Raw genomic sequence first — 12731 nt, forward strand, 5'->3', positions numbered from 1 at the left:
CCCCTATCCCCCTGCCCCCTGCTCCCCTGCCTCTTCCTCGACAAGTCTATTGGTCAAAAAGCTTACTTCAAAGTTCCCAAAACGGGCGCTACCTCAACCTCGGAAACTTGCGGAACCAATAAACCCTTAGCATAAATCTGAGGATTTGTTTGCGAGACTATGGCATAAGACTGGCGAAGATTAGCATTCACTGCAACAGTCTTCACGTCGTACATCTGCATCGCCATCTTGGGATAGAAACCAATACCAATAATCATCAGCAGAAAACAGGCAGCGATAAACACCTCACGGGGTCTAGCATCGTCGTAGACTGCATCTTCTGGCACGAAGCAGTCTGTACCAAAACAAACTGTTCCGTCATCTTCTTGGTTTTCTAAGCTTGCATTATTAACGTCGCATAGCAATGCTGCATCTTTACCATAAAACACCTCTCGCAGCATGGAGAGTAAATAAATAGGTGTGAGGATAACTCCAACTGCGGCGAGAAAAACTGTGACAGTGCAGAATGTTGAACTGTAAACGTCACTGCTTGTCATGCCAACAAATACCGATAGTTCGCCAGCAAAACCGCTCATACCGGGAAGTGCTAGAGATGCCATCGCGGAGATTGTAAACAGGGCAAAGACTTTGGGCATGGCTTGACCAATACCGCCCATATCTTTCATTACCATTGTGTGGGTGCGATCGTAAGTAACTCCAGCCAAGAAGAACAGCACTGAGGCAATCAAACCATGCGAAATCATTTGCAACATCGCACCGTTGATTCCCAAATCAGTGAATGAGGCAATACCAAGCAGCACAAACCCCATGTGAGAAATCGACGAATAAGCCAAACGCCGCTTCATATTGGTCTGAGCAAAGGAGTTCAATGCACCATAGATAATGTTGACAACACCAAGAATGGCTAGAACCGGTGCAAAATAAATGTGTGCATCGGGGAGTAGTTCAAGATTCAGGCGAATCAGTCCGTATCCACCCATTTTTAGCAATACACCAGCCAAAATCATCGATACAGGAGAGGATGCTTCGCCGTGGGCATCAGGCAACCAGGTATGCATCGGGAAAACAGCGAGCTTGACACCAAATGCAATCAATAACCCTGCATAAAGTAGCAGTTGTAAACCAAGGGGATATTCCTTATTTGCGAGAGCAGTTATGTCAAATGTCGTATCACCGCCGCCGTATAACCCCATTGCCAAGGCTGCGACCAAAATAAATATAGAAGCAGCTGCGGTATACAACAAAAATTTTGTAGCCGCATAACGCCGTCTTTGTCCACCCCAAATGCAGACTAGTAGGTAGACGGGAATCAGTTCTACTTCCCACATAATGAAAAATAGCAGCAAGTCTTTGGCAACGAACACCCCAACCTGTGCAGAATAAAGCACCAGCATCAAAAAATAGAAGAGGCGGGGGCGGTGATCAACTTGCCAAGCCGAAAACATCGAGAGTGTGGTGACAAATCCTGCTAGCAGCACAAGTGGTACTGATAGTCCATCGACTGATACAGCCCAGTTCAGACCCAGCTGAGGCATCCAGGCATAACTTTCTACCAATTGAAAACTAGCACTGCTGGCATCGTAATGTTTCCAAAAGGCGTAACACATCAAGGCAAAGTCTGCAATACCTACACCCAGTGCATACCACCGCACGAGCTTACCATCTTTATCGGGTAGCACAGGGATAAGCAGGGAAGCAATGAGTGGCAGCAAGACAATCGCGGTAAGCCAGGGAAATTGATCCGCTATCATGTATATGAGAATAAATACTTATTTGGGATGATGTCATTGTACTAAAGTTTGTAACAATTTCTTCATAAGTATTTGTCCCAGTTAACCATAAATATTTGTCCCAGTTAACCGCTTTGACTCAAAGACAATTGACTTGAAAATGGCGACTGGGCTTGCCGTGAGCGTAGCCGAACGGGACTGGGGAAGAAAGATGTTTTACTTGCTCATGGTACTAATCCAGCCCGCAAAGCACGCACAGCAGCCTGTGTCCGGTCAGCAACACAAAGTTTATTGAGAATACCTCGAACATGAGTTTTTACAGTACCGACTGTTAAATAGAGCCTTTTAGCAATTTCTGCATTGTCACACCCAGCGACAATCAACTCTAAAACATCCATCTCTCGGTGAGTTAAAGGATAGCTGACTATACTTTTCTCAACATCTGGGTCAATACCTTCAATCAAGACTCTTTTTCCAGATGTGCCTTTGCTACCATCGGGGAAATCTTGACGTATTTGTTGTAGTACAAGGTCTGCGATCGCAGGATCGATCCATGAACTACCTGCATAAGTTGTTCGCACAGCCTCAACTAGTCTCTCAGTTTCAATATCCTTCATGCAATAAGAATCTGCACCTGCTGCAAAAGCTGCTAAAACTGCCTGTTCGCTATTCTGCATCGTTAAAATTAGCAGCTTTGTGGTGTAATCTTCCTTCTCTGCTTGATGTTGCCTAAATGTGCGTGTTAGCTCAATCCCATCCATGTCAGGCAAACCGATGTCAATAGTGGCAACATCAGGCTTGAGAGTTTTCAAAAGCTTGATGCCGTCGGCTGCATTGGCAGCTTCCCCAACAATGTTAAACTCTGGCTGAGTTTGTAAGGCAGACCGTAAGCCGATTCTCGTCAGGTTGTGATCTTCGATCACAAGGATCTTGATTTCACTCATAGCTGCTTAATTTTACTGTTATTTATCTAGAGTACAGATTAAAATAATCTCGTTCTTCTATTCGGTATCTTATACAAAAAGCAATGCTTTTGGTATTTTTCCTGAATTTCATCTACCATTAGACATAAATAACTTTATCTTGGAAGTTTTTCTCAGGCAAGAGTTTCCATCTGGGAATATAATTCAATCAAAAAACATTTTTATACATTCATGGATGATATATCTTTTATAGTAGACAATTTTTCACTGAAAATCCGCTAGTAAGCAAGAGTCGGTAACTATTAAATAATTCCCCTTGCAGTGGCTATGATAGCGTAAATACAATGGATTAAGCCACCTTAACCTAAGATCCAGACACAGATATTGTGTGCATAAGTCAACGAATAATTTACTCAGTAGAAAATCAAAAAATTAAGTTAATTAATGCTTCCCTTTGATGTATCAACAGTATTTTTACTTAGAAAGCAAGATATTTAATTCAGAAAACTTTAAAGGAAAATGTGAATCCTTAATAATCTCAGCGCTGGTAAAGTAAGCTATTACTAGATTTGCTAGGGATAGCCAAGCACTTCTTTTTTTTATTCAGCCATGTCTTTAACTAAAAGTGTCAAAAAAGATAAAATTCTCGCTGTCGATGATGTTTTTGACAATCTACTGGTCTTAGAAGCAGTCCTAGAAGATGAGGGCTATGAAATTAGCTTGGTGGAAGATAGCAAAATTGCTCTGGCTATGGTTGAGGAGTCACCACCAGACATCATTCTCTTAGATGTGATGATGCCAGAGATAGATGGCTATGAATTTACTCGACGCATTCGACAGAATCCGGCGTTGCCATTTATCCCTATTCTGCTGCTAACGGCTCACTATCAGTCTAGCGTTGTAGAAGGACTCGATGCTGGTGCGGATGACTTTATTCGTAAACCATTCGATCCTGATGAACTACATGCACGAGTGCGATCGCTCCTGCGCCTCAAACACAGCATCGACGAACGAGATCAGATGGCTAACCTGCGGGCAGATTTTGTCTCGCGTTTTACTCACGATTTACGTATACCGCTAGTAGCCTCCAACCGCGTCTTAAAATTATTGCTGGAAGGCAGGTTTTGCGAAGTTTCGCCACAATTGGAAGAAATTATTGATACCATGATCGGCAGTAATCAAGACCTGCTAGAAATGGTAAATACCTTGCTAGAAGTTTATCGTCATGAAGCGGGCTGTAAAACCTTAAAAATTGCTCCCTGCAATATTGAAGAACTAGTTAGTGAAGTCTCCCAAGAATTAACTCCCTTAGCTGAAGAAAAAGGATTAGTTGTAAACATAGAGCGGGATGAAACTGCAAGCACCGTCATGGGCGATCGCTTAGAACTGCGGCGAGTTTTAACAAATATTATCGGCAATGCTATCAAATTTGCAGATAAAGGTTCTGTAGATATTCACTGCCATCTCACTCCAGAAGATGTGACTATTGATATCCAAGATACGGGGCCGGGCATTTCTAAACAAGATCAGGCAATATTATTTGAGCGATTTCGCCAAGGTAAACACCAGCGCTCTGGTAGCGGTTTGGGACTATATCTATCTCGCTGTATTATCGAAGCACATCAAGGCACAATTGATGTAATATCTGAGCCAGGGCAAGGTAGTACATTTACTATTCGTCTACCTGTAGCAGCCGACAATTAAAAGTGAGGAAATTTTAGAATAAAAAATAGTGTTCACGGATTTTGTCTGTGAACACTAAAAGATGGGAGGAGTCAGGCAAAAAAAAATTATTACTTATCAATTCCTGGAACAACATTGGGACGTTCTTTTTCTTCCCAACCTACAGGACGTTTGGAATTGTACCAAGCAATTGACCCTATAGTAACAGCAGCGATAAAGCCCAATCCTAATAACGCTGTCAGCACAATAGAATAACTAGAATTACCTTGTGATGTTAAAGGGATGTCTGTTAAAAGATAGGTAAATAAAAGATTAATCATGAATTGACACCTTTTGAAAATCTATGAGAGGTTGTAAAAGTATTATGGAATCGGTATTTTAAAAATGCCTAAAAACCAAGCTAAAAACAGATTTAATAGAGGAAGAAGGTTTACTAAATAATTATTCACCCTACACCTTCTTCCTAAATCAAGTTCAGCCTATTCTAAAGTCTTTTTGACTTCATCTTTGATATTTTCAGCAGTGTGACGAACTTGGGCTTCAGCTTGTTTAGCTTTACCTTCAGCTTTATCGTTAGGGTTGCCAGTTACTTCCCCAGCTGCTTCTTGTACTTTTCCTTCGACGTTCTTTGCAAAAGCCTTAGCTCTATCTTCGATACTCATATACTTTTTCTCCTAAATATGTTAGCTAGTGATTATTTATTGCTTGCTAATAAAGCGTTGCAATGTTTATATATTAGTTTTAGGCAAGTTTTAATTCTTCTATCTGGCGGTGTTTTTATGAAGAATATTTGTGTCCATTGTACATAATTAGTTAAAGGTTAAATTCATCTTGAAGAATTCAAGTAATGTCCAAAAGATAGAAAGGATTTCTTCTATTGTTCTATCTTGAGAGAAAATCATTTGCTACTTTAGCTAGATCATGATGCAGATGTCTAGCCTAAATTAGCCCTTTTGATTAAAAGTCAGTGCTTAACAAGTGCTGCAATTGCAGCTACTAGTTTTAAGGGATCGGCTGGTTTAGTGATATGAAGTTGAAATCCATCTGTTAAAACCTGTTTTTGTGTAGTTTCTGCGGCGTAAGCAGTTAGAGCGATCGCGGGAATCTGTCCACCTTGATTAGCAGGCATTGCTCGTAATTTTTTGATTAAAGTGTAACCATCAACTTCTGGCATACCTAAATCGCTCAACAGTAGGTTCGGTTTTGACTGTGCAAGTATAGTGAGTGCTTCGTTGGCGGATGCTGCGATCGCTGGGCAAACAAACTTGCTGGCGCTCAATGCCACAATTGAGGCGGCAAGAGCCGGAGATGCCGGGAGAGGATTTGCTGTAGTCGCAAACGAGGTGAAAGAATTAGCCAAACAAACAGCAAATGCCACTGAAGATATTAGCCAGCGCATTGAAGCAATCCAGACAGATACAACATCTGCCGTTCAAGCCATCACTCAAATTACTGATATTATCAATCAAATCAACGACTTTCAAAGCACGATCGCTAGCGCTATTGAAGAGCAAACAACAACTACAAATGAAATTAGCCGCAATATTATTGCTGAGGCAGCCAAAGGAACATCTGAATATTGCCAAAAATATCGCAGTTGTGGCATTGAATACTCAAAGTACAACGATTGGCACGAGTAATACGTTACAGGCAGCCACAGAATTATTGCGCATGGCAGTAGATTTGCAGAAAGCCGTCAGCCAGTTTATGTATTAGTTTTTTCACTGTCCCCAATCCCCAATGCCCAAGATCCGGGTACTAGTTGTTGATGACGCGGTAGTAGTTCGCAGTCGAATCAGTAAGATTTTGTGCATCGATCCAGGATTGGAAGTGGTAGGAGTCGCTGCTAACGGTCGCATCGCCCTTGCCAAAATTCCCCAGGTTAATCCCGATATTGTGATCTTGGATATCGAAATGCCAGAAATGGATGGTTTACAAACTCTCTCCACTATTCGCCAAATTTATCCCCACCTACCAGTGATTATGTTTAGTACCTCTACACGGACTGGAGCGATCGCAGTCATCCTTACAGGTATAGGGCAAGATGGGTTACATGGCTATCAGTGTATCCGCGAGGCGGGTGGACAAGTGCTAGCACAAGACAAAGCTAGTAGCGTAGTATGGGGGATGCCTAGTTTTGTGGTTAATGCTGGACTTGCCGATCAAATTGTCACCCTTGACCAAATGGCAAGTGAAATTATGCGTAGCATCGGGTTCCGCGACTTAAAGCAACTGGCGCGGCACTGAGAGAATCAAGAAATGCTGTATTGGTTTATTGCCTAGTTTTTGGCGCGCGGCTACACCGCACCGCACCATTGCTTGTGACAGTTGCGTAAGCCCTGAAGTATTGTCTAATATTCCTAGTTCCAGAAAAATGGTATTGTCACAAATCTTAGCCAAAAAGAAACATAATTTTTCAATTTTTAACTGAAGAGTAGTTTAGCTAGTACAAGAAAGCAGTGATAAGTCTGTAGATTTTTCTGCGTCTTTCCGCAGGGTACAGAACTTCAAACAGACAGCAGAAAAAAGCATTTACGTTTATTTCTATTTATCAAGGTATTTATGCAATCAAACTCTACTACTCAACCAATTTCTAACTCTCAATATGTAGATTCTCGGATGCAAACTGATGTATATGTTAACATTTTCATCGGATTTTCTATTTTGATTCCAATGATTATATTTGTAGGATTTAATATCTATAAGAAACACCGGGCTGCTGTTCTCAGTCAGCAAATTGCTTCATTAGAAAAACTGTGGCTTTTGAATATTAATAAAAAAAGAGCTTGAATAAAAACAATATAGACAATGAAGTACTTATTTATAATTTGGGTGCTTATACTCTCTTTAATCGCTCCTAATGCAGCGATCGCTCAAGCAAGACAACCTTACACCTTAATATCTGGACTTGGCGCAATCCACCATCCAGTTTCCACTGCTAATGCCCAAGCGCAAGAGTTTTTCGATCAGGGATTAAATTTAATTTACGCTTTCAACCATGATGAGGCGGTGCGTTCTTTTCAACACGCAGCCAAACTCGATCCGCATTTAGCGATCGCATATTGGGGTATTGCTCTGGCTCTAGGCCCCAATATTAACTTAGAAATCGATCCCAATCGAGAATTAGCTGCTTACCAAGCAGTACAGCAAGCTTTAGCACTTTCCAGCAAAGCATCTAACCAGGAACGAGACTACATTACCGCCTTAGCAAAACGTTACTCTCAAGATCCTGGTGCAGACTTGTATCAACTAGCGGTAAACTACGCAAAAGCAATGGCAACCATAGTTGAGCTATATCCTGATGATTTGGATGCGGCAACGCTTTATGCTGAAAGCTTGATGGATCTGCATCCGTGGCAGCACTGGACTAAAGATGGCAAGCCACAGCCAGATACAGAAAAAATTGTGGCTATTTTAGAATCTGTTCTCAAGCGTAACCCGAATCATACAGGGGCCAATCATTACTATATCCATGCAGTGGAAGCCTCGCATTCCCCAGAAAGGGCCCTTGTCAGTGCCAAAAGACTAGGAACCCTAGCGCCAGCAGCAGGGCACTTGGTACACATGCCTTCCCATATTTATTTTCGTGTGGGAGATTATGAAGGGGCAATGCAGGCAAACGAGCAAGCGATCGCTCAAGATGATATTTACATCAAAAAATATCATGTCCAGGGTACTTACCCCATGATGTACTACAACCACAACATACATTTTCTCATGGTGGCCAGCAGCATGGCAGGAAAATATGAAGATGCTCTCCAAGCCGCAGATAAATTAGTCGCAAATGCTACTGCTATTAACCCATATCTACCAATGCTTGAGGGATTCCTGGGCAGCAAAATGCTCATTCAGACACGCTTTAGTGACTGGGAGGCTATCTTAAAAACTCCTGCTCCCGATGTTAAATTGCCTACTACTACAGCACTTTGGCATTTTGCTCGCGGTATGGCTATGGCTGCCACAGGCAAACTTGAAGAGGCAGCAAGTGAAAGTCGGGCATTATTTGCCGCCAAGCAGGAAATTTCTACCGAAGCAACTATCGGATTCAGCCCCGCCAGTCGCATTTTAGACATTGCTTCAAAAGTTCTCGATGCCAAAATTGCTACAAAAAATAATGATTATGAATATGCCATTCAATCACTAGAAAAAGCGACAGTAGCAGAAGATGCACTCGATTACGTAGAACCACCAGACTGGTACTTTCCCACGCGGGAATCTTTGGGCGCTGTACTTTTGGCTAAGGGTGATTATAAAAAGGCGGAGAAAGTCTTTCGTGCCGATCTAGAAAAGTATCCCCATAATGGGCGTTCTCTATTTGGCTTACAGGCAACTTTGCAGGAATTGGGGAAAGAAGACGCTGCTCAAATTGTCAAAGCCGACTTGCAAACAGCTTGGAAAGGTCAAACAATTTGGGATTTTAGATTTTAGATTGGCCCCATACCTAGCAGGTTATCCAAAGAAGTACAGGCAGAAATAGCCTTTATTTGTTGCCTGACTTTGGCTTTCGTATTAAAATTTTGGAGTAATGCTTCATGGTTAATGCAGTCAAACATTCAATTCGGATATTCTAAAGATGTGCCCCTGTATGTCTGATTTCCTTTATCACCCTACAGAATTTATCTTCTTCCATTTCCAACACTTTTTTATGTTGGGCTGTACTTAGGGTAGCTGGGGCAGGCGATCGCGTAAATGCGATCGCATCACTGGTTAACTATCTACTGGATGCAGAGAGATGGCTCCTATGTCATCCTATATTTAGGAGAGTTAATTCAGTGACGTCTTTGATTTTAGTATTGAAAGGCTTTTCCTTTTAGTATTTACAGACTTCTCAGAGAAATTAAAATCTCTACACAGTGATGATTTTGGAGCGAATCGATGTCAATTTACGTAGGTAACCTCTCTTATGACGTTACACAAGAAGATTTAAGTGGTATTTTTGCAGAATATGGTACTGTAAAGCGAGTACAAGTACCTACTGACCGTGAAACAGGTCGTCCGCGAGGCTTTGCTTTTGTGGAAATGGGAACTGAAGCGGAAGAAACAGCTGCCATTGAAGCTCTTGACGGTGCTGAGTGGATGGGTCGCGACCTGAAAGTAAATAAGGCTAAACCCAAGGAAGATAGAGGTGATAGAGGTTCCTTTGGTGGAAACCGAGGAGGAGGATACGGCGGTGGCGGCGGACGCGGCGGACGCTACTAACTTTGGAAACAAAAAAAATTTACCAATAGTCTTAAGGTCAGACAAACAACAGTCTGTCTTTTTTTTGTAATGTTCCCGCCTGATTAAGTCAACTTAGTAGGAGAAATAATGACCCAAGTAATTGTCGGTGACAATGAACACATTGAATCAGCCTTACGACGATTTAAGCGAGAAGTTTCCAAGGCTGGAATTTTTCCAGACATGAGAAAGCATCGTCATTTTGAAACACCCTTAGAAAAACGCAAGCGCAAAGAAGTCGCCAAGCACAGACAGAGTAAGAGAAGTTTTCGTAATTAAGGGCTGACATAGCTATAAAAGAAAACCTTCATAGATTCTATGAGGGTTTTCCTTTTGCCTATTTAAAAATCAGGAAACCTCAAGAAACGCTAAAATCAAGTCAGCCTTTGTATCGTAGCGGTTGTGTCCCACATCACTCAGAGTGCGGTTCACTGCATAAATCCTGATTGTCAACGTCCTTATCCCCAACCTTGGGGAAACAAATTCTGCAACAGCTGTGGCGCACCGCTAGAGTTGTTAGACCGCTATGTTCCACTTCAGCCATTAGGTTCGGGAGGATTTGCTCAAATTTACACGGTTTGGGATGAAAAAACTCAAACCGAGAAAGTGCTGAAAGTGTTGGTAGAAGATTCACCAAAAGCACTGGAATTATTTACCCAAGAGGCGGCAGTTTTATCTAGTTTGCAGCATCCAGGTGTCCCCGCAGTCGATGCTGAAGGGTATTTTCAGGTGCAACTGTTTAACCCCAAGCCGCACCAACTACCTTGTCTGGTAATGGAAAAAATCAATGGACGGACTTTAGAGGAGATATTAAAAAAGTTTCCCCAAGGGTGTCCAGAGAAGTTGGTTGTCAACTGGTTTGCCCAAACTGTAGAGATTTTACAAGAATTACACAAACGTCAGATTATTCATCGGGATATTAAACCTTCTAATTTAATGCTGGGCACATCTTCGCCTACTGTCAGCCTACCTCAAGGGCAAATAGAAGGCGATCGCCTGGTACTAATTGATTTTGGTGGGGCAAAGCAATTTAGCCCCTCTAAGCTGCGTTCTCAGTCTAGTTCCACCCGATTATTTTCTTCTGGTTACAGTCCACCAGAACAAGTGAGTGGAAGTATTGTCGGGCCAAGTGCCGATTTTTATGCCCTTGGTCGAACGGTTATTGAACTGCTAACAGGCAAATACCCGCTAGAGTTGGAAGATCAACAAACTGGGAAATTGCTCTGGCGGACTGCGGCGAATGTCAACCCGCAACTAGCAGATTTACTCGATGAGATGGTGCAGGAGGATGTGCGATCGCGTCCAGCAAATGCAGCTATGATTCAAAAAAGGTTGGCGAAGATTTCTCAACCATTACCGCCGCCAGGATTATTTGCCCAACTGCGAGATCAGGTTAAGCAAGCTTCAACGCAAGTTTCTCAGAGATTTACACTGCTAATTCAAGCTATTGAACAAGTTTTAGCTAACTTTCGCCAAGCTGTAACTAAAACCGTTGTTTTTATCGCTCAGACAATCATCAAAATTTTTCAAGCTTGTTTGGCGACCATTTGGGCGATGATTTTGGCTTATGTTGGTGCTTGTTTTGGTGCGATCGCAGGTTTTATTTTGGCGTATCATACCAACCTGGGGCGTTGGGTTGTGGAATTTATTTCGAGTCAGCTAAACCAATTAGTCCCAAATACTCAACCCGTCTTCGGGGCAGATATTTTGGTATTCATCGCCGCAGGCTGGGGAACCGCTTGGGGACTGACAGTATCCGGGTGTTTTGGTCAACGGCGGCGCTTTTTAGTGGCATCGCTGATGGGCATGATTAGCTATGGCTTCGGCTGGTTCATTTTGCAACTAATCACACCAAAAGACAGTGGTGAAGGCTTAGTGGCAGTGATTTTAGTAGCAGCTTGCCTACTCACATTGAGCTTAGGTCTTCGCAGCCATCACATAGTCTACGCCGTGTTAGCTGCCTTTGGTAGTGCGATCGCCTACGCATTTTTGATTCTTTTGAGGTTAGCACCTCCCATCTTCCAATTTACTAGTCAACCAGCCTGGTCAGAGTTACAGTTACCTCTGATTTTTTTTGGTTCTGTAGGCTTCTTTATCAGCTTCTGGTTAGGAGTGAGTTACTACCTAATTGTCCCTGGATTGCGCCTTTTAGGGTGGCGGTGAAGGAGGCAGGGAGCAGGGGAGCAGGGGAGGCAGGGGAGGCAAGGGAAGAATTAATAACCAATGCCCATTTGTCCTGAGCGTTCGCGTAGCGTCTCGCAAAGAAGCCGAAGGGATGCCCAATGCCCAAAAACAAGATCCCCCTAGTCGTATTTTTCATCGAGCTAGGGGGATCACATATATGGTAGTCTATAAGAGGTTCGGTATAGTTCCTTACGAATCGATTCTATAGCCTATATTTCAGTTTGGGTAGTATTACGACTAGAATTTATAGTATTTTTACAGCTTCTTAATGAATGCTTCATCCCTGTTCTTCCCTAGAGAAGCGGTATATGTAAGTATGACAGTACGCAATGTGCGTAACTTGTCATTTTTGTAGATATCTGTAAAAAATATGAAATTTAAGATTGTTGCTACCGTCATTTTGTTAGCTTGTTTTGGGTTTGCAGAGCAGGCCCTGGCGTTAAATCAACTAGATTTGGATCAGTTGAAGGCAACAAATGCCTGTCCCAGGTGTAGTTTGAATGGTGCTGACCTAACTCAACTGAATCTAACTGGAGCAAACTTGCGAGGGGCTGACTTGAGTGGTGCAACATTATCTAAAGCTAATCTTACCAATGCCGACCTCACCGGTGCAAATTTAGAAGGTGCGATTCTGAATTCTGTCAATCTCATGGGTGCTTCCTTAACCGGAGCGAATTTGAAATCAGCATCCCTAGAAAACGCTGATTTATCTTATGCCGGTTTCATCAGCGCCAATTTGGAAGCAGCAAACTTAAAAGATGCTAAATTGCAGTTTACTAATTTTCGGGGGGCTAACTTCCGACTAACAACTATGGCGAATGGTGTCGTCACCTCAGATAAGCCTTATGGTTGGTCTTTAGAGCGTCAAAATCCCAGAGAATGTAACGAGTTCAAACCCGAAAATACTTTAGGCACAACCTGTTATTCAAAATAAATGGGGAATGGGGAATGGGGCATTGGTTATTAATTAATCTCCCTCTGCCCCCTCCCTGCC

13 protein-coding genes and 1 pseudogene are annotated in these 12731 nt (G+C 42.5%); 9 read left to right on the forward strand and 5 right to left on the reverse strand.

Annotated features, from left to right (window positions below; translation table 11 throughout):
* Positions 1-62: 62 nt before the first annotated feature.
* The gene (locus GNF10_RS29920; protein WP_185585738.1) at positions 63-1751 is read right to left on the reverse strand and encodes an NAD(P)H-quinone oxidoreductase subunit 4; all 1689 of its coding nucleotides are present in this window, start codon (positions 1749-1751) and stop codon (positions 63-65) included.
* 203 nt (positions 1752-1954) lie between these two features.
* Positions 1955-2674 carry a response regulator transcription factor gene (locus tag GNF10_RS29925; RefSeq protein WP_185585737.1) on the reverse strand — a complete coding sequence of 240 codons (720 nt, stop codon included), beginning with the start codon at positions 2672-2674 and terminating at the stop codon, positions 1955-1957.
* A 588-nt stretch (positions 2675-3262) separates the two neighbouring features.
* On the opposite strand from GNF10_RS29925, the gene GNF10_RS29930 reads away from it, so the two are divergent.
* Positions 3263-4357 (forward strand): hybrid sensor histidine kinase/response regulator, encoded by a 1095-nt coding sequence (locus GNF10_RS29930; RefSeq protein ID WP_185586783.1) that lies wholly within the window; start codon positions 3263-3265, stop codon positions 4355-4357.
* An 89-nt stretch (positions 4358-4446) separates the two neighbouring features.
* Here GNF10_RS29930 and GNF10_RS29935 read toward each other — a convergent pair whose 3' ends face one another.
* The 3 genes and pseudogenes from GNF10_RS29935 to GNF10_RS29945 all read right to left on the reverse strand — a co-directional run.
* On the reverse strand, positions 4447-4656 hold the full coding sequence (locus tag GNF10_RS29935) for a photosystem II assembly protein Psb35 (RefSeq protein WP_185586785.1): 210 nt from the start codon (positions 4654-4656) through the stop codon (positions 4447-4449).
* A 159-nt stretch (positions 4657-4815) separates the two neighbouring features.
* The gene (locus GNF10_RS29940; RefSeq protein WP_185586787.1) at positions 4816-4998 is read right to left on the reverse strand and encodes a CsbD family protein; all 183 of its coding nucleotides are present in this window, start codon (positions 4996-4998) and stop codon (positions 4816-4818) included.
* Between the two features lie 302 nt (positions 4999-5300).
* Positions 5301-5582: pseudogene (locus tag GNF10_RS29945) on the reverse strand (response regulator); the annotation flags it as partial.
* Here GNF10_RS29945 and GNF10_RS29950 point away from each other — a divergent pair.
* The 8 genes from GNF10_RS29950 to GNF10_RS29985 all read left to right on the forward strand — a co-directional run bounded on the left by GNF10_RS29950 (position 5557) and on the right by GNF10_RS29985 (position 12671).
* Positions 5557-5976: a methyl-accepting chemotaxis protein gene (locus GNF10_RS29950; protein ID WP_311774237.1), complete on the forward strand. Its 420-nt coding sequence runs from the start codon at positions 5557-5559 to the stop codon at positions 5974-5976. The pseudogene GNF10_RS29945 and the gene GNF10_RS29950 sit on opposite strands and share 26 nt — an antisense overlap.
* A 100-nt stretch (positions 5977-6076) precedes the next feature.
* Complete coding sequence (locus GNF10_RS29955; protein ID WP_185586789.1) at positions 6077-6583, forward strand: response regulator; 507 nt, start codon at positions 6077-6079, stop codon at positions 6581-6583.
* 315 nt (positions 6584-6898) lie between these two features.
* Positions 6899-7126 (forward strand): hypothetical protein, encoded by a 228-nt coding sequence (locus tag GNF10_RS29960; RefSeq protein WP_185607319.1) that lies wholly within the window; start codon positions 6899-6901, stop codon positions 7124-7126.
* 18 nt (positions 7127-7144) lie between these two features.
* Positions 7145-8764 carry a lipopolysaccharide assembly protein LapB gene (locus GNF10_RS29965; protein WP_185587408.1) on the forward strand — a complete coding sequence of 540 codons (1620 nt, stop codon included), beginning with the start codon at positions 7145-7147 and terminating at the stop codon, positions 8762-8764.
* A 447-nt stretch (positions 8765-9211) separates the two neighbouring features.
* The gene (locus GNF10_RS29970; protein ID WP_114085152.1) at positions 9212-9535 is read left to right on the forward strand and encodes an RNA-binding protein; all 324 of its coding nucleotides are present in this window, start codon (positions 9212-9214) and stop codon (positions 9533-9535) included.
* Positions 9536-9643: 108 nt separating this feature from the next.
* On the forward strand, positions 9644-9832 hold the full coding sequence (gene rpsU, locus GNF10_RS29975; protein ID WP_012407716.1) for a 30S ribosomal protein S21: 189 nt from the start codon (positions 9644-9646) through the stop codon (positions 9830-9832).
* Positions 9833-9955: 123 nt separating this feature from the next.
* Entirely contained in the window at positions 9956-11716 is a 1761-nt protein-coding gene (locus tag GNF10_RS29980) for a serine/threonine-protein kinase (RefSeq protein WP_185587405.1), read from the forward strand.
* Positions 11717-12107: 391 nt separating this feature from the next.
* Positions 12108-12671: a pentapeptide repeat-containing protein gene (locus GNF10_RS29985; protein WP_185587404.1), complete on the forward strand. Its 564-nt coding sequence runs from the start codon at positions 12108-12110 to the stop codon at positions 12669-12671.
* The last annotated feature ends 60 nt before the right edge of the window (positions 12672-12731 follow it).

The sequence above is a fragment of the Nostoc sp. UCD121 genome, assembly GCF_014222285.1.
In the GTDB taxonomy this organism is placed as follows: Bacteria; Cyanobacteriota; Cyanobacteriia; order Cyanobacteriales; family Nostocaceae; genus Nostoc.